Here is a 20,583-nt window from a genome sequence, read left to right on the forward strand (position 1 = left end):
TGGTCGTTCAATCGGGGGTCAACGCAGGCCCAGCACGTCGAACATGTCGTACAGGCCGTTCGGCCGGCCGGCCAGGAAGCGCACGGCGCGCAGGCTGCCCTGGGCGTAGGACACGCGGCTGCCGGACTTGTGCGAAATCTCGATGCGCTCGCCGGTGCCCAGGAACATGACGGTGTGGTCGCCCACCACGTCGCCGCCGCGCACGGTGGCAAAGCCGATGCTGGACGGGTCGCGCTCGCCGGTGTGGCCATAGCGCTCGTACACCGCGCAATCCTTCAGGTCGCGGCCCAGGGCGTCGGCGATCACCTCGCCCATCTTCAGGGCGGTGCCACTGGGCGCGTCCACCTTGTGGCGGTGGTGGGCCTCGACGATTTCGATGTCGTAGCCGGTGGACAGGGCGCGGGCCGCCATGTCCAGCAGCTTCAGCGTCACGTTCACGCCCACGCTCATGTTGGGTGCCATCATGATGGCGATGTGCTTCGAGGCCTCGGCGATCTCGGCCTTCTGTTCGTCGGAAAACCCGGTGGTGCCGATCACCAGCTTGACGCCGTGCTGCACGCAGGCGCGCAGGTGGGCCAGGGTGCCCTCGGGGCGGGTGAAGTCGATCAACACCTGGCTGCCGGCCAGGGTGGCCAGGTCGGCCGCGATGGCCACGCCGCTGGTCTGGCCCAGGAAAGCGGCCGGGTCCTGGCCCAGCGCGGTGCTGGTGGGCAGGTCGAGGGCGCCGCTGAGGCAGCAATCGTCGGCGGCCTGGACGGCTTCGATCAGCATGCGGCCCATGCGGCCGCTGGCGCCTGCGATGCAGACGCGGTGGAGGGTGTCGGTGCTCATGGGGTCAGCGCGTTTCCAGCGGGGGGTAGCTGGTGGGGGCGGGGGCGGCCGGCACGTTGGCGGTGGCCGGGGCGCCGCGGCTGGGGTATTTGTCGCGGAAGCTCTGCAACTGGGCCTCGGTGGCTTCCAGCACCGGCGGCTTGGCGGCGCTGCGGCGCACGTCCAGCGAGGCGACGAATTCCTCCTCCGAGGGCAGCTCGTCGGCCTCCACCTTGGCCAGGCGGTCGCCGTCGAAGAACACGGCCACCTTGCGCATCTGCGGCTCCTGGCCCTGGCGCTTGAAGGTGAAAACGTAGTCCCAGCGGTCGGCGTGGAAGACACTGGCGATCAGCGGGGTGCCCAGGATGCCCCGCACCTGCTCGCGCGACATGCCGGGCTGCAGCGCCTGCACCTGTTCGCGCACCACCACGTTGCCCTGCAGGATGTCGATCTTGTAGGGGGTGATCAGGCCACCCAGGGTGCTCATGGACGAGCCCACGTTGCCCAGGCTGGAGCAGCCGGCCAGGGCCGCCACCGCGAGGGTCAGGGCCAGCACGCCGCTGCGGCGGACGCGCCTCGGGAGGGGAGTAGACATCATGGCGTTGCGTTCTCGGGCACGGGCGCGCGCGGAATGCGGCGCCAGGTTATATCATTCGGTCCATTGTAGCCGTGGGCCTGCGCCCATGCCTCACGCCGCGCCGTGCCGGGCCGCCGCCCGCGCGGCCCGACCGACCCCTGGGCGGACCCGCATGAACCACATCGAAGAACTCAAAAGCACCGGTCTGAAGGCCACCCTGCCCCGCATCAAGATCTTGGACATTTTCCAGACGGGCAAACAGCGCCACATGACGGCCGAAGACGTGTTCCGGGTGCTGCTGGAGGACCACGCCGACATCGGCCTGGCCACGGTCTACCGGGTGCTGACCCAGTTCGAGCAGGCCGGGCTGCTGGTGCGCAGCAACTTCGAGTCGGGCAAGGCGGTGTACGAACTCAACGAAGGCCAGCACCACGACCACCTGGTCTGCCTGGACTGCGGCCGGGTCGAGGAGTTTTACGACGCCGAGATCGAAAAGCGCCAGCACTCCATCGCCCAGTCGCGCGGCTTCGAGCTGCAGGAACACGCCCTGTCGCTCTACGCCCACTGCACCAAGACCGACTGCGAACACCGCAGCCGCCCGCGCCGCGCGGGGGGTTGAGCCTCAGAAGTTGCGCAGCATGGCGGCGCGCTGGCGCTGCACGAATTCCTGGTAGGTGTCGATGCCGCGCAGCTGCAGGATGGTGTTGCGCACCGCGGCCTCCACCAGCACCGCGATGTTGCGTCCGGCCACCACCTGGATCACCGCCTTGCGCACCGCCACGCCCAGCACGTCCTGGTGCAGCGGCTCGTGCGGCAGCCGGTCGTAGTCGCGCTCCATGGTTTCCTTGCGCACCAGGTGCACGATCAGGCGCAGCCGCATCTTGCGCCGCACCGCCGTCTCGCCAAAGATGGCCTTGATGTCGAGCAGGCCGATGCCGCGCACCTCCAGCAGGTTTTGCAGCAGGTCCGGGCAGCGGCCCTCCAGCGTGGTCTGGTTGACGCGGTCGATGTCCACCGCGTCGTCGGCCACCAGGCCGTGCCCGCGCGAGATCAGCTCCAGCCCCAGCTCGCTCTTGCCCAGCCCCGATTCGCCGGTGATGAGCACGCCCAGGCCCAGGATGTCCATGAACACCCCGTGCATGGTGGTGCGCTCGGCAAAGTGGCGTGACAGGAAGGCACGCAGCACGTCGATGACGAAGGCCGCGGAGTGGCCGGTGGTGAACAGGGGAATGTGAGCGCGCTCGCACATGGCCACCAGTTCGGCCGGGGGCGTCTGGTCGTCGGCCACCACCAGGGCGGGCGGCTCCAGCACCACCATGCGCGAGACGCGGCGGCGGCAGTCCTCGTCGGTGGAATGGGTCAGGTAGCGCACCTCGCGCTCGCCCAGTACCTGCACGCGGTAGGGGTGGATGTAGTTCAGGTAGCCGACCAGGTCGGCGCTGGAACGCGCCTCGGTGACGGCTTTTTCGTCGAAGCGGCGCTCGGAGGCGACCGACCCCGCGACCCACTGCCACTTGAGGGTTTCGCGGTGCGCCTCGAACAAGGCGTCGGCGCTGACGGCGGTGGGTTTCATCGCGGGCGCCGGCGCGGGAGAGGGGGCGTCAGGCGGCGGCGTGGGCCGACTGCCAGCCGGCGATCAGGCCGTGCAGGTCGGTGGCGGCGGCACAGGCCTTCATCTGCTCACGCAAGCCGCCGTCGCTCAGCAGTTCGGCGATTTCCGACAGGATTTCCAGGTGCTTCTGGGTGGCGGCCTCGGGCACCAGCAGGAAGATCATCAGGCGCACCGGCTGTTCGTCGGGCGCGTCGAAGCCGATCGGGTTGGCCAGCTGGAACACCGCGGCCAGCGGCTGCTTGAGGCCCTTGATGCGGCCGTGCGGGATGGCCACGCCGTGGCCCAGGCCGGTCGAACCCAGGCGTTCGCGGGCGAACAGGCTGTCGGTGATGAGCGCGCGGTTGAGCCCGTGCAGGGACTCGAAGAGCAACCCTGCTTCTTCAAACGCACGCTTTTTGCTGGTGGCATCCACCGCGACCAGCACCTGTTCAGCAGGCAAAATGGCAGAAAGTCGGTTCATATGACGGCCTCACGAAGGGCGGATTATGCCCGTATGCGGGTTTCTGCCTAGTCCCCAAAAACAAACAGGCCGCTTGACAAAGCCAGCGGCCTGTTGCAGCGCTGTGGTGTCAGCGCCGTGACGCAGGGGTCATTGCAACTCGCGTTTCACCGATTCGTGGTGGTGGTCCTGGGCCTTGTCCTTGTAGCGCAGCACCTGGCGGTCGAGCTTGTCGGCCAGTTCGTCCACGGCGGCGTAGAGGTCGGCGTGGGTGCTTTCCGCGAAGATGTCCTTGCCTTTGACGTGGATATTGCACTCGGCCTTCTGGCGGTGGTCCTTTTCCTTGATCTTGTCGACGGTCAGGAGGACTTTGATGTCCACGACCTGGTCGAAATGCCGGGAGATGCGGTCCAGCTTGGTCGTGACGTAAGAGCGCAAGGCGGGTGTGATGTCGAGGTGGTGACCGCTGATCGTCAAGTTCATGAAGAGCCTCCTTTGCTCCGGTGGTCCAAGCCCCGGTGCCGGAGCGCCGGGGCCGCGAAAACGTGGCCTGTTGACCCCACTATGCCCGCATCGGACCAAATCGGCAAGCGTGCGGTGCAGCAATTCCAGGGCGCCGCGCAGGGGTATTGACCCACCGCAAACCGACCCCCTGGAAAACCCCCAGACGCCTGCCGCGGACCGGGCCGGTTTGGCTGGCATGATGGGGGGATTGAGTCATGCGATGGCCTTGCACACCCTGATTTCCAGCGGCCTGACGCCGGCCCCCGGACCGTGGGCGACCGGGGCCGCGCCGCGGGCGCTGGTGCTGATGGGCGGCGGCGCCCGCACCGCCTACCAGGCCGGCGTGCTGCGGGCGCTGGCGCGGCTGCTGGCCCAGCACCGCCCTGCCGACACCGCGTTTCCGTTCCAGGTGCTGCTGGGCACCTCGGCCGGCGCGCTCAACGCCAGCTACCTGGCCAGCGAAGCGGTGCAGGGCCTGGGCGCCTTCCACGCCCTGGCCGGCTTCTGGCAACGCCTGCAGTCGGCGCAGGTGTACCGGCTCGACAGCCCGCGCTGGGGCTGGCCCAACCTGCTCACCGCCGGGCTGACGCTGATGCGCCAGGTGCGCCGCCACCGCGCCCTGCTCGACACCCTGCCGCTGGTGGACACCCTGCACCGCACCCTGCGGCTGGCGCAGATCGAAGCGGCGCTGCAGGCCCGGGTGATCGACGCGCTGGCCGTGACCGCGTCCAGCTACACCACCGGCGAGCACTGGACCTTCTACCAGACCCGCCCCGACGAGCCGGTGCCGCCCTGGCGCCGCCCGGGCCGGCGGGCCAGCGCCCAGCCCATCGGCATCGAGCACCTGATAGCGTCCAGCGCCATCCCCTTCCTGTTCCCGGCGGTGCCGCTGTGGGTGGACGGCCAGAAGGCGTTTTTCGGCGACGGCTCGATGCGCCAGCTCTCGCCGCTGTCGCCGGCCATCCAGCTGGGCGCGCGCCAGATCCTGGTGATCGGGGTGGGCCAGCCGCAGCGCGCCGGCCTGGCCGGTGGCGGCCCGGTGGACGACCCGACCGCCGGCACCATCGCCGGCCACGCCCTGGCCAGCGTGTTCCACGACACCCTGCAGGCCGACGTGGAGCAGGCCCAGCGTGTCAGCGCCACCTTGGCCAACCTGCCGCCCGGGCTGGGCCACCTGCTGCCCTACCGGCCGGTGGAGGTGCTGGCGATCCAGCCCAGCGTGTCGCTGGACGAACTGGCGCTCAAGCACGTGCACGCGCTGCCGGCCGCGGCCCGCCACACGCTGGTGGGGCTGGGGGCGCTGGACACCCACCGCGGCGCCACCGGCAGCGCCGCCGCGCTGGCCAGCTACCTGCTGTTCGAGCCGCCCTTCGTCAACGCCCTGATCGCCTGCGGCGAAAGCGATGCGATGGCGCGGCGCGACGAACTGCTGGCGTTTTTCGACACACCGCCGTCATGACGCGGTGCAATAATGTCGGTCTTGTGTCATCACACGGAGTTCCTCGTGGAAAGCAGCCCCAGTCGCGTGCTTTCAGCGCAGGTCCTGTCTTCCTGAAGCGGGCCGCCGGCCCCGCCCGGACGGCAGGCGGCGGCTGAAAGCACCCCACCGCTCCAAGGCCCCGGCCTTGCGCCCGTTCCCGTCCGATCGTCGCCCTCAGGAAGCGTCCCATGCTCAACGTCTTCACCCTGGCCAACGGCCGCCTGTTCCAGGAAGAAATCGAGTCCCTGGAAGAACTTGCCCGGTTCAAACCCATCTGGGTGGACCTGGAGTCGCCCACGCCCGAAGAGCGCCGTTGGGTGCGCCAGCACTTCGGCCTGTCCATCCCCGAAGACGCGATGGACGAGGACATCGAGGAATCCGCCCGTTTCTTCGAAGAGGACAACGGCGACCTGCACGTGCGCTCGGACTTCCTCATCGACGACGACGACAACCCGCGCGCGGTGCGGGTGGCGTTCATCTTGAACGAACACAACGACGAGCTGAAAAGCCGCGGCGTGCTGTTCTCCATCCACGACGAGGACGTGCCCGTGTTCCGCCTGCTGCGGCTGCGCGCGCGGCGCATGCCCGGCCTCATCAAGGACGCGAAAGACGTGCTGCTGAGCCTGTTCGACACCGACGCCGAGTACTGCGCCGACACGGTGGAGGGCATTTACGACGACCTGGAACGCATCAGCGGCAAGGTGCTGTCGGGCCAGGTGACGGACGAGATCGCCTCCGAGGTGCTGGGCGCCATCGCCCGGCACGAGGACATGAGCGGGCGCATCCGCCGCAACATGATGGACACGCGCCGCGCGGTCAGCTTCATGATGCGCACCCGCCTGCTCAGCGCCGAGCAGTTCGAGGACGCGCGCCAGATCCTGCGCGACCTGGACTCGCTCGACAGCCACACCGCGTTCATGTTCGAGAAGATCAACTTCCTGATGGACGCGACCATCGGTTTCATCAACATCAACCAGAACAAGATCATCAAGATCTTTTCGGTGGCCAGCGTGTCGCTGCTGCCACCGACGCTGGTGGCCAGCAGTTACGGCATGAACTTCCAGTTCATGCCCGAACTGCAGTGGAAATTCGGCTACCCGCTGGCGATCGGGCTGATGGTGCTGTCGGCGGTGGTGCCGATGGTGTACTTCCGCAAGCGCGGCTGGCTCAAGTGAGCACCCACTGCGCCGCTTGACCTTGCGGTCAAAGCAGGTTGAGCGCCTTGCGCACGATACGCCCGCTGTAGTGGCGCGCCACCTGCTGCAGGAAGCGGGAAAAATCGACGTGGGCGGCGTCGTCGGCCCGGTCGGAAATGGTGCGCACCGCGGCAAAGGGCACCCCATAGTCGGCGCAGACCTGGGCCACGGCGGCGCACTCCATCTCCACCGCCAGCGCCTCGGGCAAGGCCGCGCGCAGGGCCGCGCTCTCGGCGGCGGTGGCCACGAAGCGGTCGCCGGTGGCGATCTCGCCCCGGTGCACGCTGGGCGCGTGCAGGCCAAACAGGCGCAGGGTGTCGGCATCCAGCAGCTTGGGCAGCCAGGTCACGGCGTCGCGGGCGGCCTCGTGCAGCACCTGGGTCAGCGCCAGGTCGGCGGGGAAGCGGCTGACGCCCCGGCCCGGCACCTCCCAGCGCGGGAACAGCGGCGAGGCGTCCAGGTCGTGCTGCAAAAAGGCGGTGCCGACCACGATGTCGCCCACCTCCACCCCGCTGGCCAGCCCCCCGGCCACGCCGGTGAACAGCACCTGCTGCGGCTGGAAGCGCTCCATCACCGCGGTGGCGGTGGTGGCCGCCGCCACCTTGCCGATGCCCGACAGCACCGCCAGCACCTCGTGCCCCTGCAGGTGGCCGCGCCAGAACTCGCGGCCGGCGGCCACGGTGCGCTGCTCGTCGGGCATGAGGGCCAGGATTTCGGCCAGTTCCTCGTGGACGGCACTGATGACGGCGATGCGTTGACCCATGGGCGGTGACTCCGGCTATTTCGTCTCGCGCAACTCCCGGCGCAGGATCTTGCCCACCGGGGTCTTGGGCAGCTCGGTGCGGAACTCCACCACCTTGGGCTGCTTGTACCCGGTCAGGCGGGACTTGCAATAGTCTCGCACATCCGCCTCGGTCAGCGCCTCGTCTTTCTTGACGACGATCAACTTCACCGCCTCGCCGGAGTGCTCGTCGGCGATGCCCACCACCGCGCACTCCAGCACCCCGGGCATCTGGGCGACCACGTCCTCGACCTCGTTCGGGTACACGTTGAAACCGCTGATGAGGATCATGTCCTTCTTGCGGTCCACGATCTTGAAATAGCCTTGGGCATCCATCACGCCGATGTCGCCGGTCTTGAACCAGCCGTCGGCGGTCATGACCTTGGCGGTTTCGTCCGGGCGCTGCCAGTAGCCGGCCATGACCTGCGGGCCCTGGATGGCGATCTCGCCGCGCTCGCCCAGCGGCACCTCGTGGCCGGCGTCGTCGATGCACTTCATACGGGTGCCAGGCAGCGGCACGCCGATGGTGCCGGTGAAGGCGGTGTTGGTGACCGGGTTGCAACTGGCCGAGGGGCTGGTTTCCGACAGGCCATAGCCCTCGCAGATGGGGCAGCCGGTGCGTTCCAGCCACTTCTGCGCCACCGCGCTTTGCACCGCCATGCCGCCACCCACCGACACCTTCAGGTTGCGCCAGTTCACCGTGTCGAAGTCCGGGTGGTGCAGCAGCGCGTTGAACAGCGTGTTGACCGCCGGGAAGCTGTGGAAGGTGTGCTGGCTCAGCTCCTTGAGCACCGCGGGCAGGTCGCGCGGGTTGGGAATGAGGATGGTCTTGCCCCCGTTGCGCATGCTCAGCATCATGTTCACCGTGAAGGCGAAGATGTGGTACAGCGGCAGCGCGCAGACGCTGGTGGACTGTTCCCCGGCCGGGATTTTCTGCATCACCGGGTCGTTCCAGGCTTCGGACTGCAGCACGTTGGCCAGGATGTTGCGGTGCAGCAGCACCGCGCCCTTGCTGACGCCGGTGGTGCCGCCGGTGTACTGCAGCAGGGCGACGTCGTCGGGGCCGAGCGTGGGCGCGGTGAAAGGCTGGCGCGCGCCCTTGGCCACGGCGTCGTTGTAGCGCACCGCCCCGGGCAGGTGGAAGGCCGGCACCAGCTTCTTGACCTTGCGCACGACGTGGTTCACCACCGCGCCCTTGAGCCAGCCCAGGCGGTCGCCCATGGCGCACAGCACCACGTGCTTGACCGGGGTGTGCGACAAGCACTGCGCCAGCGTGTGGGCAAAGTTTTCGATGATGACGATGGCCTTGGCGCCCGAGTCCTTGAGCTGGTATTCCAGCTCGCGCGCGGTGTAAAGCGGGTTGACGTTGACCACCACCAGCCCGGCGCGCAGGATGGCAGCGACCGTGGCCGGGTACTGCGGCACGTTGGGCATCATCACCGCCACCCGGTCGCCGCGCGCCAGGCCCAGGCCCTGCAGGTAGGCGGCCAGCGCGCGCGACTGCTGCTCGGTGTCGGCGTAGCTGAAGTCCTTGCCCAGAAAGCTGTAAGCGGTGCGGTCCCGGTACTGCTGGAAGCTGGCCTCCATCAGGGCCACCAGAGAGGGGTAGGCGTGGGTGTCGATGTCGGCCGGCACGCCCGGGGGATAGGCGCTCAGCCAGGGCCGGTCGGCGGCGGTCACGGTCATGCTTGGCTCCAATGTGTTCTGTGGTGTGGCAATGCCGCGTCGGTCGTCCGCGCGGGTTCCTGACAGCTGACTGACATTATTGTGCACGGGCGGCGCGCCGTCGGCAGGACCGCGGGTTTCCTCGGGCCGATCTGCTCAATCCGGCAGGCGGCCGGGAGAAACCCCCAAGCCAAAATATTGGTATATGGTTATATAGTGTTGTCTGGCGTCACCCCCGACAAGAGGGGGGCGGGTGCGCAACGCCACCCCCATAATGGCGACTTCCATTTTTTGAAAAATGCGCCAGCACAGGCGCGCACACGAGGAGACAGGCATGCTGATTGGCATACCCAAGGAGACGTTTGCCGGCGAGAAGCGGGTGGCCACCGTGCCAGACGTGGTGGAGAAACTCGTCAAGTTGGGCTTTTCCGTGTCCGTGGAAACCGGGGCGGGCGACGCCGCGAACTTCGCCGACGACACCTACGTGGCCGCTGGTGCCACGGTGGTGCCCAGCGCCCAGGACCTCTGGACCGCCGCGGACATCGTCTTCAAAGTGCGCCCGCCGACCGAGAGCGAGGTGGCCCAGCTGCGCGAAGGCGCGACCCTGGTCGGCTTTGTCTGGCCCGCGCAAAACCCCGACCTGATGCAGCAGCTGCAGGCCAAAAAAGCCACGGTGCTGGCCATCGACTGCCTGCCGCGCCAGCTCAGCCGGGCGCAGAAGATGGACGCGCTGACCTCGCAGGCCGGCGTGACCGGCTACCGTGCGGTGGTGGAGGCGGCCAACGCCTTTGGCCGTTTCTTCAACGGCCAGATCACCGCCGCGGGCAAGGTGCCGCCGGCCAAGGTATTCATCGCCGGGGCCGGTGTGGCCGGGCTGGCCGCCATCGGCACCGCCGCCAACCTGGGCGCGATTGTGCGCGCCAACGACACCCGCGCCGAGGTGGCCGACCAGGTCAAATCGCTGGGCGGCGAGTTCGTGAAGGTGGACTACGAGGAAGAAGGCTCAGGCGGTGGCGGCTACGCCAAGGTCATGAGCGAAGGCTTCCAGGCCGCGCAGCGCGCCATGTACGCGCAGCAAGCGCGCGAGGTGGACATCATCATCACCACCGCGCTGATTCCGGGCAAGCCCGCGCCCAAGCTGATCACCGCCGAGATGGTGCAGAGCATGCGCCCCGGCAGCGTGATCGTGGACATGGCGGCCGAGCAAGGCGGCAACTGCGAACTGACCGTGCCCGGCGAAGCGGTGGTGCGCCACGGCGTGACCATCGTGGGTTACACCGACCTGGCCAGCCGTTTGGCCAAGCAAAGCTCCACGCTGTACGCCACGAACCTGCTGCGCCTGACCGAGGAGCTGTGCAAAACCAAGGACGGCGTGATCCACGTCAACTTTGAAGACGATGCCCTCCGTGGCCTGACCGTGGTCAAGGAAGGCGAGGTCACCTGGCCGGCACCACCGCCCAAACTGCCCCCCGCTGCGGCCCAACCCGCCGCCGCTGCAGCGCCGAAGGCAACCGCGCATGGCCACGGCAACAGCGGCCCGCTGCCCGCCAAAACACTGGCCACCGTCTTTGGCCTGGGCGCATTGGCTTTCTGGCTGATCGGTGCCTACGCGCCTGCGGCCTTCCTGGGTCACTTCACCGTGTTCGTGCTGGCCTGCTTCATTGGCTACATGGTAGTCTGGAACGTGACCCCGGCCCTGCACACGCCGCTCATGAGCGTGACCAACGCCATCTCCAGCATCATCGTGATTGGGGCGCTGGTGCAGATTTGGCCACCCGACCCCACGGCCGGCGGTCGCCCCGATGTGCTCATCCGCTGGTTGGCTTTTGTAGGCGTGCTGGTCACCGCCATCAACATGTTCGGTGGCTTCGCGGTCACGCGTCGCATGCTCGCCATGTTCCGTAAATAAATACCCGAAAGAGACGAACATGTCCGAAAGCCTGACCACCGTGGCCTACCTCGGGGCCGCCATCCTCTTTATTCTCAGCCTCGGGGGGTTGTCCAACCCCGAAACGTCACGCCGGGGCAACGTGTACGGCATGATCGGCATGGCCCTGGCCGTGCTGGCCACCATCTTCGGCCCCAAAGTGGCCGCCGCGGGCCTGGGCTGGGTCATCGCCGCGCTGGTGCTCGGGGGCAGCGTGGGCCTGTATGCCGCCAAAGTTGTGAAAATGACCCAGATGCCCGAGCTGGTCGCGCTCATGCACAGCCTGGTGGGCCTGGCCGCGTGTCTGGTGGGTTTTGCCAGTTATGTGGACACGTCCATCGCCTACACGGGCGCCGAAAAAGTCATCCACCAGGTCGAGATCTACATCGGCATCCTCATCGGTGCGGTCACCTTCTCGGGTTCGCTCATCGCGTTTGGCAAGCTCAACGGCAAAATCGGGGGCAAGCCGCTGCTGCTGCCGGCACGCCACTGGCTCAACCTGATCGCACTGCTGGTGGTGATCTGGTTCGGTGGTGAATTCATGCGCGCCGAAACCGTGGCCGATGGCATGCTGCCGCTGGCCATCATGACCGTGCTGGCCTTGTTGTTCGGCATCCACATGGTCATGGCCATTGGTGGCGCCGACATGCCGGTGGTGGTGTCCATGCTCAACAGCTATTCGGGCTGGGCGGCGGCGGCGACCGGCTTCATGCTGGGCAACGACCTGCTCATCGTCACGGGCGCGCTGGTGGGCTCTTCGGGCGCCATCCTGAGTTACATCATGTGCACCGCGATGAACCGCAACTTCATCAGCGTGATTGCCGGTGGCTTTGGCAGCGGGGCGCCCACACCCAAGGGCAATGGCGCGCCTGCCGAGCCCCAGGGCGAGGTGACGCCGGTCAGCGCCACCGAAACCGCCGAGTTGCTGCGCGATGCCAAGAGCGTGATCATCGTGCCGGGCTACGGCATGGCCGTGGCCCAGGCACAGCACACCGTCAACGAGATCGTGCGCACGCTGCGCGACAAAGGCGTGGACGTGCGTTTTGCCATCCACCCGGTGGCGGGCCGCATGCCCGGCCACATGAACGTGCTGCTGGCCGAGGCCAAGGTGCCCTACGACATCGTCATGGAAATGGACGAGATCAACGCCGACTTCCCCGAGGCCGACGTGGCCATGGTGATCGGCGCCAACGACATCGTCAACCCGGCGGCGCAAGACGACCCCACCAGCCCCATCGCCGGCATGCCGGTGCTGGAGGTGTGGAAGGCCAAAACCAGCATCGTGATGAAGCGCTCCATGGCCAGCGGCTACGCCGGCGTGGACAACCCGCTGTTTTACAAAGACAACAACCGCATGCTGTTCGGCGACGCCAAGAAGATGCTGGACGAAGTGCTGAGCGCGCTGCGCGGCTGAGCCCGCCCGCACCGCCCACGGGCCCGCCCCTGCGCAGGGGGCGGGCCCGTTTTTTTCATGGCCGGGCCTTGGCTTAAACTGGGGCGATGAATGCCCGTTGGAAACCCAGTGTCACCGTGGCCGCCGTCATCGAACGCAACGGCCGCTACTTGCTCGTGGAAGAGCACACCCCCGAAGGCCTGCGCCTGAACAACCCGGCCGGTCACCTGGACCCGGGCGAAGACCCCATCGCCGGCTGCGCCCGCGAGGCGCTGGAAGAAACCGCGCACCCGTTCACCCCCACGGCCCTGGTCGGCCTCTACCTGTCGCGCTTCCAGCGCCCCGCCACCGGCGAGGACATCACCTACCTGCGCTTCGCCTTCTGCGGCACGCTGGGCGAGGCCATCGCCGGGCGCGCGCTGGACACCGGCATCGTGCGCACCCTGTGGTTGACGCCCGACGAGGTGCGCGCCAGCGCCGACCGCCACCGCAGCCCGCTGGTGCGGCAGTGCATGGAAGACCACCTGGCCGGGCGGCGCTACCCGCTCGAGCTGATCCACACCGACCCCTCCGTGTTGGCCCCGCGCTGACCCCCCGACCGACGCCCGCATGGCCATCAAATCCACCATCTTCAAGGCGAACCTGCAGATCGCCGACATCGACCACAACTACTACGCCGACCACGCGCTGACGCTGGCCCGCCACCCGAGCGAGACCGACGAGCGCATGATGGTGCGGCTGGTGGCGCTGGCGCTGAACGCGCACGAGCTGCAGGACACCTGCGGCGGCGACGGCACGCTGGCGTTCGGCGCCGGCCTGTCGGACCCGAGCGACCCCGACGCCCACCTGACCGACTTCACCGGCCGCAAACGCCTGTGGATGGAGGTGGGCCAGCCCGAAGACAAGCCGCTGGCCAAGGCCTGCAGCCAGGCCGACGCGGTGCGCGTCTACCCCTACGCGTATTCGGCCGACGTGTGGTGGAAAGGCATCGAGACCAAGCTGAGCCGGCTCGACAGGCTGCAGGTGTGGCGCCTGCCGGCCGACGCGGCCCAGGCCCTGGCCGGCCTGGCCGAACGCAGCATGCAGCTGCAGGCCACGCTGCACGACGGCGTGCTGACGCTGAGCAGCGACAAGGGCAGCGTGGCGCTGGAGCCGGTGCGCTGGAAGTGAGCGCGGGCGCTGGGCCCGTTCAGTGGCCCAGCAGCAGGTCGTCAGCGCCGTCCTTGTCGTGCACCGCGAACCGGTCCACCAGGGTGGCGCTGGCGGCGTTGAGACCGATGACCTCCACTTCCGCGCCCTCGCGGCGGAACTTCAGCACCACCTTGTCCAGCGCGCTCACGGCGGTGATGTCCCAGAAATGCGCGCGGCTCAGGTCGATGACGACCCGCTTGATCGCTTCCTTGCAGTCGAAGGCGTTGACGAAGCGGTCGGCGCTGGCGAAGAACACCTGCCCCAGCACCTGGTAGGTGCGGGTGGCGCCGTCCTCGCTGGCCTGCGACCGGATACGCAGGATCTGGCCCACCTTGTGCGCAAAAAAGAAGCCCGACAACAACACGCCGGTCAGCACGCCTTTGGCCAGGTCGTGCGTGGCCACGGTCACCGCCACGGTGGCCAGCATCACCACGCTGGAGCTTTTGGGGTGTTCGCGCAGGTTGCGGATGGAGCCCCAGTTGAAGGTGCCGATGGACACCATGACCATGACCGCCACCAGCGCGGCCATGGGAATGCGGCCCACCCAGTCGCCCAGGAACAGCAGCAGCAACAGCAGAAATACCCCGGCCGAAAAGGTGGACAGCCGCCCGCGCCCGCCCGACTTCACGTTGATGACCGACTGGCCAATCATGGCGCAACCGGCCATGCCACCGATGAAGCCGGTGGCGATGTTGGCCACGCCCTGGCCCACGCATTCGCGGCGCTTGTCGCTCTTGGTGTCGGTCAGGTCATCCACGATGGTGGCGGTCATCAGCGACTCCAGCAGACCGACCACCGTCAGCGTCGCCGCATACGGCAAAACGATGCGCAGCGTCTCCAGGTTCAGCGGAATGTCCGGCAGCAGGAACACCGGCAGGCTGTCGGGCAGTTCGCCCATGTCGCTGACGGTGCGGATGTCCAGGTCCAGCGCGATGGCCACGGCGGTGAGCACGACGATGGTGACCAGCGGCGACGGCACCGCCCGGGTGAGGTGGGGCAGGCCGTAGATGATGGCCAGGCCCGCCGCCGTCATGGCGTAGACGTGCCAGGTCACGTTCGTCAGTTCCGGCAGCTGCGCCAGAAAGATGAGGATGGCCAGCGCGTTGACGAAGCCGGTGACCACCGAGCGCGAAACGAAGCGCATCAGCTCGGCCAGCCGCAGGTAGCCGGCGAGGATTTGCAGCACGCCGGTCAGCACCGTGGCCGCCAGCAGGTACTGCAGGCCGTGGTCTTTCACCAGCGTGACCATCACCAGCGCCATGGCGCCGGTGGCGGCGGAAATCATGCCCGGCCGCCCACCCACGAGGGCGATGACGACGGCCATGGAGAACGAGGCGTAGAGCCCGACCTTGGGGTCCACCCCGGCGATGATGGAAAACGCGATGGCTTCGGGGATGAGGGCCAACGCAACGACGAGGCCGGCCAGCAGGTCGTGGCGGACGTTGGACAGCCAGTCCTGGCGCAAGGTGTGGAAGGTCATGGAGGCGGTGGCCGGCGCCCACGGGACGGGCCCGGCGCTGGCGGATCGGTGGAAAGAGGGGGTGAGGCGTGGGCCGGTGGCGTCACCGGCGGGGGCACGGGTCAGGGCGGCGTGACCGAATGAAAGCGCCCACGGGCCAGGCCCGACCCGGGAAACACCGGGGGACGTGGCAGGCAAGAGGGCGTGGCGGGCATGGGGGGATTTTAAAGGCCCGGGCCGAGCACCAGCAGCGCCAGCGCGGCCACCGCCGCCGTTTCGGCCCGCAGCACGCGGGGCCCCAGGCCGACCGGCGCCCAGCCCTGGCCCAGCAGGCGCTGTTCTTCGGCGGGCGACAGGCCGCCCTCGGGGCCGTGCAGCAACCAGAGCGGCTGGCCGGCGGCCTGGGCGGCGGACCAGACCGGCAGCGGCTGGCTGCCCGGGGCCAGCGACAGCACGGCACGCGCGCCCGGCACCGGCTGGCGGCTCCAGCCCTCCAGCGTCTGCACCGGGTGCACCGTGGGCACCCGGTTGCCGCCGCACTGCTCGCAGGCGCTCACGGCCACCGCCTGCCAGTGGGCGCGCTTTTTCTCGGCCCGCTCGCCTTGCAGACGCAGCACGCTGCGCTCGGTCATGAGCGGCTGGAGGCTGGCCACCCCCAGCTCGGTGGCTTTTTCCACCAGCCAGTCCATGCGGTCGTTGGCGGGCATGCCCACGGCCAGGTGCACGGCACGCGCGGGTTCGCGTTCGGTGGGGGTGTGCGCCAGCGCCTCCACCTCCACGCTCTGGCGGCCCATGCGCCGCACCTGGGCCGTCCATTCGCCGCCGGCCACCGGGTCGCCGAACAGGGTCAGGGCGTCGCCCGGCTGCAGGCGCAGCACCTGCACGTGGCGGGCGCCCTCGGGCGTCAGCTCGAACACCAGGCCGGGCTGCAGGGCGGCGGGGTGGTGGATGCGCGGCACGGCAGCGCCTCAGACCCGGCCGTAGGCGAAGCCGCTGGCCGCCTCCCAGCCTTCGACCTTGTCGATCAGGCGCACCAGCGGCGCCAGTTCGCGGTAACGCAGCGCGGTGCCGCGGATGTAATGGATAAAGCGCGGCGCGTCGGCCAGGTACTTGGGTTTGCCGTCGCGCAGCGTCAGGCGCGCGAAGATGCCGGCGACCTTCAGGTGGCGCTGCAGCCCCATCCACTCCACCGCGCGATAAAAGGCGCCAAAGTCCTCGCTCCAGCCGTCAAAATCCATCATCCCCCGTTTGCGCGCCCGCTCCCAGTAGCGGATGGTCACGTCCAGCACCGTGTCTTCTTCCCAGGTCAGGAAGGCGTCGCGCATCAGGCAGGCGATGTCGTAGGTGATGGGGCCGTAGACCGCGTCCTGGAAGTCGAGCACGCCCAGGCGCTGGTTCGGGTCGTCGGCGCGCGGCAGCATCAGGTTGCGCGGCATGAAGTCGCGGTGCACAAACACGCTGGGCGCGGCCAGGTTGCGCTCGACGATGAGGTCAAAAGTGCGCGCCAGGGTGGCGCGGCCGGCGTCGTCCAGCGCCACGCCCTTGTGCTGGGCCAGGTACCAGTCGGGGAACAGCTGCAGTTCGCGCCGCAGCAGGGCTTCGTCGTAGGCCGGCAGCACGCCGGGGCGCGAGGTCTGTTGCCAGTCCAGCAGCGCGGCGGTGGCGTCCTGGAAGTGCGGCAGCGCGGCGGCCGGGCGCGCCGGGTCGAGCGCGGTCAGCAGGGTCTGGTCGCCCAGGTCGCTCAGCAGCATGAAGCCCTGGGGCTCGTCCCAGGCCAGGATGTCGGGCACGCGCACGCCGGCGGCGCGCAGCAGGGCGGCCACGTCCACGAAGGGGCGGCAGTTCTCCTGGGCCGGCGGGGCGTCCATCACCACCACCGTGCCGCCGCCGTGGGCCGCGTCGCGGTCGGCGCGGAAGTAGCGGCGAAAGCTGGCGTCGGCCGAGGCCGGGCGCAGGCTGTCGGGCCGCAAACCCTGGGCCACGGCCTGCTGCTGGAACCAGTGCGCGAACGCGGCCTGGCGCGCGGCGTCGCTCCAGACGATGGCGGTGGGGTCGGAAGGGGCGGTGGTGGTCATGCGGGGCGCGGCGCGGGGGGCCGATGGGGCTCATGGATAATGGGCACCTATTCTACGAACGCCCGCGCGGCGGCCCGTGGACCGCCCCGCCACCGCCTGAGCCCATGCCCGTGTTTTCCCGCCTGCCCGACCTGCTGCACGCCCTGGCCCCGCCACCCCGCTGGAGCGCCCTGGCCTGTCTGTGTGCCGCCGCCTGGCCGCTCGGGTCGGCCGCGGCCGAAGGCCCGGACGCGCCGCTGCCGCTGCGCCTGTCGGACCGCCTGAGCGAACAGCTGCCGACCAGCGCGCGCGGCGCGGCGCCCACCTTCGTCTCGGGCGACCGCATTGGCGGGCAGACCGGGGTCAACACCGTGGTCGAAGGCCACGCCGAGCTGCGCCGCCACGACACCGTGCTGCGCGCCGACCGGCTGGAACACATCCTGGCCACCGACACCGCCGTGGCCGAGGGCCAGGTGCGCATCAACCGCATGGGCAATGTGTTCGAGGGCCCGTCGCTGCAGCTCAAGCTCAACACCTTCGAGGGCCAGTTCCAGCAACCGCGCTTCGAGCTGCTGCGCAACGGTGGCGTGGGCGACGCCAGCCGGGTCGATTTCGTCAACGAGAACCTGGCCGTGGCGCACGACGTGCGCTACTCCACCTGCCAGCGCCCGCCGGGGGGCGACTGGATGCCCGACTGGCTGGTCACCGCCAGCCGCATCGAGTTCGACAACGCCGAGGAAACCGGCACCGCCACCAACGGCGTGCTGCGCTTCAAGGGCGTGCCCATCCTGGCCTCGCCCTGGGTCAGCTTCCCGCTGTCGGAGCGGCGCAAGTCCGGCGTGCTGCCGCCCACCATCAACCTGGACAACCAGAGCGGCCTGGAAGTCACGCTGCCCTACTACCTGAACCTGGCCCCCGACCGCGACGCCACGCTCTACCCCACGGTGATGAGCAAGCGCGGCCTGGACCTGGGCGGCGAATTCCGCTACCTAGACCGCGACTACGCCGGCACCCTGCGCGGCTCCTTCATGGCTTCGGACAAGCTGCGCAACGAGGACCGCTGGGCCCGCACCGTGCAGCACACCCACCGCTTCGAGTCGGTGCCGGTGCTCGACCGCGTCGGCCTGCGCCTGAACCTCAACCGCGTCAGCGACGACAACTACTGGCGCGACTTCCCGCGCACCAGCACCTCGCTGACCGAGCGCCTGCTGCCCAGCGACGCGGTGTTCACCGCGCACCGGGGCAACTGGTCGTTCTCGGCCGGCGCCTACACCTGGCAGACGCTGCAGGACGTGGACGCGCCCATCGTCGCGCCCTACGACCGGGTGCCCTCGATCAGCCTGCGCCACCAACTGGGCCGCTTCAGCCTGGGTGGCCTGGACCAGTGGCGCTGGTCGCTGCTGGCCGACACCACCCAGTTCCGGGTGGACCGCGCGGCCAACGCCAACGGCGTCAACGGCACCCGCAGCCTGCTGGTGGCCCAGCTGAGCCGCCCCTGGCAGGCGCCGGGCTGGTACGTCACCCCCGGGGTGCAGCTGCACGCGCGGCGCTACCAGTTTGAGTCCCCGCTGGACAACGGCCAGCGCAGCGCCAGTTACACCCTGCCCACCTTCACCCTGGACAGCGGCCTGTTCTTCGACCGCGACGCCACCGTCTTCGGCCGCGCGGTGCAGCAAACGCTGGAGCCGCGCGCCTATTTCGTCCAGACGCCCTACCGCGACCAGGGCTTCCTGCCGGTGTACGACACCGCGGCCTTCGACTTCAACCTGGCCACCGTCTTCACCCCCAACCCCTACGGCGGGCACGACCGCATCGCCGACACCCGCGCCCTCACCCTGGGACTGACCACCCGCCTGGTCGAGCCCGACACCGGCGCCGAACTGCTCAGCCTGGGCGTGGCCCAGCGCATCCGCCTGCGCGACCAACTCGTGACCCTGCCCGACGAAACCCCGGCCAACGAGCGCCTGAGCGACCTGCTGGTGGGCGCCAGCGTCAACTGGGTGCCGCAGTGGTCGTTCAACGGCACGGTGCAGTTCAACCCCAAGGACGGCGAGTCGGTGCGCACCACGCTGGGCGCGCGCTACAACCCGGGGCGCTACCGCACCGTCAGCGCCGCCTACCGGGTGCAAAAAGGCGTGAGCGAACAGCTCGACCTGGGCTGGCAGTGGCCGCTGAACGACCTGTTCGGCCCGGGCACCCCCGCCGCCGGCTCGGGCCAGGGCCTGGGCCCCGGCCACTGGTACAGCGTCGGCCGCCTCAACTACAGCCTGCAGGACCGCCGCGTGGTCGACCTGGTGGCCGGCCTGGAATACGACGGCGGCTGCTGGATCGGCCGGGTGGTGCTGGAACGCCTGCAACAAAGCCGCAGCACCGCGAACCAACGCATCCTGTTCCAGCTCGAATTCACGGGCTTCTCGCGCATCGGCTCCAACCCGCTGCAGACGCTCAGGAACAACGTGCCGCGCTACCAGTACCTGCGCGAAGACATCAACCCGCCGAGCCGTTTTGAACGCTATGAATAAACCCACGCTTCTGGCCGCCGCCCTGTGGCTGGCCCTGGCCGGCCCGGTGCAGGCCCAGGCCCTGCGCGCCAACGCCGCCGCCCTGCCCACCACCGGGGCCGTGCGCGGCGCCGAACACATCGTCGCGCTGGTCAACTCCGAACCCATCACCAGCGGCGACGTGCGCGCCCGCCTGGCCCGGGTGCAGGCGCCCGAGGGCGGCAGCCTGCCGCCGCGCGAAGAACTGGAACGCCAGGTGCTGGAGCGCCTGATCGTGGAAAAAACCCAGCTGCAGTGGGCGGCCGAAATCGGTGTGAAGGTGGACGACAACACCCTGAACGACGCCGAGGCCAACGTGGCCGCGCAGAACCGGCTGACCGTGCCGCAACTGCACGAGCGGCTGCAAAGCGTGGGCCTGACGCCGGCGGCCTTCCGCACCAACCTGCGCAACGAACTGCTGCTGCAGCGGGTGCGCGAGCGCGAGGTGGACAACCGGGTGCGCATCAGCGAGCAGGACATCGACGCCTACCTGCGCGAACACCAGCAGAGCGCCGGCGCCGACGCGGTGCTGAACCTGGCCCAGGTGCTGGTGGCCGTGCCCGACCAGGCCAGCCCGGCCGAGGTGGAGCGCTTGCGCACCCGCGCCGAGCAGATCGCCCGCCGCGCCCAGGCCGGCGACGACTTCGCGGCGCTGGCCCGCGGCTTTTCCGACGGCCCGGAAAAGCAGGCCGGCGGCCAGATCGGCGCGCGCCCGGCCGACCGCTACCCCAGCCTGTTCGTGGACGCCACCCGCAGCCTGGCCGTGGGCGGCGTGACCGGCCCGGTGCGCAGCGGGGCCGGCTTCCACATCCTCAAGGTGCTGGACAAGCGCAACCCCAAGCTGCCCGAGACCCAGGTCACCCAGACCCTGGCGCGCCACATCCTGCTGCGCCCCAGCGCGCAGCTCAGCCCGCAGGCCGCGGCCGACCAGCTGGCGCGCTGGCGCCAGCAGATC

The 20,583-nt window shown here is 69.1% G+C and carries 19 protein-coding genes; 9 read left to right on the forward strand and 10 right to left on the reverse strand.

Features of this window, described 5'->3' with window-relative positions; all coding sequences use genetic code 11:
• Nucleotides 1-18 precede the first annotated feature (18 nt).
• Together dapB and HA630_RS11035 are read right to left on the reverse strand one after the other, a co-directional pair.
• Entirely contained in the window at nt 19-831 is an 813-nt protein-coding gene (gene dapB / locus HA630_RS11030; RefSeq protein WP_166834739.1) for a 4-hydroxy-tetrahydrodipicolinate reductase, read from the reverse strand.
• A gap of 4 nt (nt 832-835) precedes the next feature.
• Entirely contained in the window at nt 836-1,405 is a 570-nt protein-coding gene (locus HA630_RS11035; RefSeq protein WP_166834741.1) for an outer membrane protein assembly factor BamE, read from the reverse strand.
• A 154-nt stretch (nt 1,406-1,559) separates the two neighbouring features.
• Between HA630_RS11035 and fur the strand changes: the two genes are divergently transcribed.
• Nucleotides 1,560-2,006, forward strand: coding sequence for a ferric iron uptake transcriptional regulator (fur, locus tag HA630_RS11040; RefSeq protein ID WP_166834743.1), 447 nt, complete (start codon nt 1,560-1,562; stop codon nt 2,004-2,006).
• Nucleotides 2,007-2,009: 3 nt separating this feature from the next.
• On the opposite strand, the gene hprK is transcribed toward fur, so the two are convergent.
• The 3 genes from hprK to hpf all read right to left on the reverse strand — a co-directional run bounded on the left by hprK (nt 2,010) and on the right by hpf (nt 3,921).
• Nucleotides 2,010-2,960, reverse strand: coding sequence for an HPr(Ser) kinase/phosphatase (hprK, locus tag HA630_RS11045; RefSeq protein ID WP_166834745.1), 951 nt, complete (start codon nt 2,958-2,960; stop codon nt 2,010-2,012).
• 28 nt (nt 2,961-2,988) lie between these two features.
• Nucleotides 2,989-3,459 (reverse strand): PTS sugar transporter subunit IIA, encoded by a 471-nt coding sequence (locus tag HA630_RS11050; RefSeq protein ID WP_166834747.1) that lies wholly within the window; start codon nt 3,457-3,459, stop codon nt 2,989-2,991.
• Between the two features lie 129 nt (nt 3,460-3,588).
• Nucleotides 3,589-3,921 (reverse strand): ribosome hibernation-promoting factor, HPF/YfiA family, encoded by a 333-nt coding sequence (hpf, locus tag HA630_RS11055; RefSeq protein ID WP_101047534.1) that lies wholly within the window; start codon nt 3,919-3,921, stop codon nt 3,589-3,591.
• 241 nt (nt 3,922-4,162) lie between these two features.
• On the opposite strand from hpf, the gene HA630_RS11060 reads away from it, so the two are divergent.
• Both HA630_RS11060 and corA read left to right on the forward strand, forming a co-directional pair.
• Nucleotides 4,163-5,401 carry a patatin-like phospholipase family protein gene (locus tag HA630_RS11060; protein WP_166834749.1) on the forward strand — a complete coding sequence of 413 codons (1,239 nt, stop codon included), beginning with the start codon at nt 4,163-4,165 and terminating at the stop codon, nt 5,399-5,401.
• A 209-nt stretch (nt 5,402-5,610) separates the two neighbouring features.
• A complete protein-coding gene (corA, locus tag HA630_RS11065; RefSeq protein WP_166834751.1) occupies nt 5,611-6,597 on the forward strand; it encodes a magnesium/cobalt transporter CorA in 987 nt (328 codons plus the stop codon).
• A 28-nt stretch (nt 6,598-6,625) separates the two neighbouring features.
• On the opposite strand, the gene HA630_RS11070 is transcribed toward corA, so the two are convergent.
• Both HA630_RS11070 and HA630_RS11075 read right to left on the reverse strand, forming a co-directional pair.
• Nucleotides 6,626-7,381, reverse strand: a complete 756-nt coding sequence (locus tag HA630_RS11070; protein ID WP_166834753.1) for a 5'-methylthioadenosine/adenosylhomocysteine nucleosidase — start codon at nt 7,379-7,381, stop codon at nt 6,626-6,628.
• Between the two features lie 15 nt (nt 7,382-7,396).
• The gene (locus HA630_RS11075; protein ID WP_166834755.1) at nt 7,397-9,085 is read right to left on the reverse strand and encodes a long-chain-fatty-acid--CoA ligase; all 1,689 of its coding nucleotides are present in this window, start codon (nt 9,083-9,085) and stop codon (nt 7,397-7,399) included.
• Nucleotides 9,086-9,398: 313 nt separating this feature from the next.
• Between HA630_RS11075 and HA630_RS11080 the strand changes: the two genes are divergently transcribed.
• The 4 genes from HA630_RS11080 (at nt 9,399) to HA630_RS11095 (ending at nt 13,554) form a co-directional block, all read left to right on the forward strand.
• Nucleotides 9,399-10,973, forward strand: coding sequence for a Re/Si-specific NAD(P)(+) transhydrogenase subunit alpha (locus tag HA630_RS11080; protein WP_166834758.1), 1,575 nt, complete (start codon nt 9,399-9,401; stop codon nt 10,971-10,973).
• Between the two features lie 19 nt (nt 10,974-10,992).
• Nucleotides 10,993-12,405, forward strand: a complete 1,413-nt coding sequence (pntB, locus tag HA630_RS11085) for a Re/Si-specific NAD(P)(+) transhydrogenase subunit beta (protein ID WP_166834760.1) — start codon at nt 10,993-10,995, stop codon at nt 12,403-12,405.
• Nucleotides 12,406-12,491: 86 nt separating this feature from the next.
• Nucleotides 12,492-12,974, forward strand: coding sequence for an NUDIX hydrolase (locus HA630_RS11090; protein WP_166834762.1), 483 nt, complete (start codon nt 12,492-12,494; stop codon nt 12,972-12,974).
• 19 nt (nt 12,975-12,993) lie between these two features.
• Entirely contained in the window at nt 12,994-13,554 is a 561-nt protein-coding gene (locus tag HA630_RS11095) for a YaeQ family protein (protein WP_166834763.1), read from the forward strand.
• Between the two features lie 19 nt (nt 13,555-13,573).
• On the opposite strand, the gene HA630_RS11100 is transcribed toward HA630_RS11095, so the two are convergent.
• The 3 genes from HA630_RS11100 to HA630_RS11110 form a co-directional block, all read right to left on the reverse strand.
• On the reverse strand, nt 13,574-15,055 hold the full coding sequence (locus tag HA630_RS11100) for a SulP family inorganic anion transporter (RefSeq protein ID WP_166834765.1): 1,482 nt from the start codon (nt 15,053-15,055) through the stop codon (nt 13,574-13,576).
• Nucleotides 15,056-15,258: 203 nt separating this feature from the next.
• Nucleotides 15,259-15,993, reverse strand: coding sequence for a 16S rRNA (uracil(1498)-N(3))-methyltransferase (locus HA630_RS11105; RefSeq protein WP_166834767.1), 735 nt, complete (start codon nt 15,991-15,993; stop codon nt 15,259-15,261).
• Nucleotides 15,994-16,002: 9 nt separating this feature from the next.
• Nucleotides 16,003-17,109, reverse strand: coding sequence for an aminoglycoside phosphotransferase family protein (locus HA630_RS11110; protein ID WP_166834769.1), 1,107 nt, complete (start codon nt 17,107-17,109; stop codon nt 16,003-16,005).
• 104 nt (nt 17,110-17,213) lie between these two features.
• Between HA630_RS11110 and HA630_RS11115 the strand changes: the two genes are divergently transcribed.
• Complete coding sequence (locus HA630_RS11115) at nt 17,214-19,610, forward strand: LPS-assembly protein LptD (protein WP_166834771.1); 2,397 nt, start codon at nt 17,214-17,216, stop codon at nt 19,608-19,610.
• The coding region (locus tag HA630_RS11120) for a peptidylprolyl isomerase (RefSeq protein WP_166834773.1) at nt 19,603-20,583 on the forward strand (981 nt) is incomplete at its 3' end. The genes HA630_RS11115 and HA630_RS11120, both read left to right, overlap by 8 nt.

The sequence above is a fragment of the Aquabacterium sp. A08 genome (assembly GCF_011742065.1).

Bases quoted from the DNA above. Each gene is read 5' to 3' on its own strand.
- dapB (WP_166834739.1), bottom strand. From the start codon at position 831: ATGAGCACCGACACCCTCCACCGCGTCTGCATCGCAGGCGCCAGCGGC.
- HA630_RS11035 (WP_166834741.1), bottom strand. From the start codon at position 1,405: ATGTCTACTCCCCTCCCGAGGCGCGTCCGCCGCAGCGGCGTGCTGGCC.
- fur (WP_166834743.1), top strand. From the start codon at position 1,560: ATGAACCACATCGAAGAACTCAAAAGCACCGGTCTGAAGGCCACCCTG.
- hprK (WP_166834745.1), bottom strand. From the start codon at position 2,960: ATGAAACCCACCGCCGTCAGCGCCGACGCCTTGTTCGAGGCGCACCGC.
- HA630_RS11050 (WP_166834747.1), bottom strand. From the start codon at position 3,459: ATGAACCGACTTTCTGCCATTTTGCCTGCTGAACAGGTGCTGGTCGCG.
- hpf (WP_101047534.1), bottom strand. From the start codon at position 3,921: ATGAACTTGACGATCAGCGGTCACCACCTCGACATCACACCCGCCTTG.
- HA630_RS11060 (WP_166834749.1), top strand. From the start codon at position 4,163: ATGGCCTTGCACACCCTGATTTCCAGCGGCCTGACGCCGGCCCCCGGA.
- corA (WP_166834751.1), top strand. From the start codon at position 5,611: ATGCTCAACGTCTTCACCCTGGCCAACGGCCGCCTGTTCCAGGAAGAA.
- HA630_RS11070 (WP_166834753.1), bottom strand. From the start codon at position 7,381: ATGGGTCAACGCATCGCCGTCATCAGTGCCGTCCACGAGGAACTGGCC.
- HA630_RS11075 (WP_166834755.1), bottom strand. From the start codon at position 9,085: ATGACCGTGACCGCCGCCGACCGGCCCTGGCTGAGCGCCTATCCCCCG.
- HA630_RS11080 (WP_166834758.1), top strand. From the start codon at position 9,399: ATGCTGATTGGCATACCCAAGGAGACGTTTGCCGGCGAGAAGCGGGTG.
- pntB (WP_166834760.1), top strand. From the start codon at position 10,993: ATGTCCGAAAGCCTGACCACCGTGGCCTACCTCGGGGCCGCCATCCTC.
- HA630_RS11090 (WP_166834762.1), top strand. From the start codon at position 12,492: ATGAATGCCCGTTGGAAACCCAGTGTCACCGTGGCCGCCGTCATCGAA.
- HA630_RS11095 (WP_166834763.1), top strand. From the start codon at position 12,994: ATGGCCATCAAATCCACCATCTTCAAGGCGAACCTGCAGATCGCCGAC.
- HA630_RS11100 (WP_166834765.1), bottom strand. From the start codon at position 15,055: ATGACCTTCCACACCTTGCGCCAGGACTGGCTGTCCAACGTCCGCCAC.
- HA630_RS11110 (WP_166834769.1), bottom strand. From the start codon at position 17,109: ATGACCACCACCGCCCCTTCCGACCCCACCGCCATCGTCTGGAGCGAC.
- HA630_RS11115 (WP_166834771.1), top strand. From the start codon at position 17,214: ATGCCCGTGTTTTCCCGCCTGCCCGACCTGCTGCACGCCCTGGCCCCG.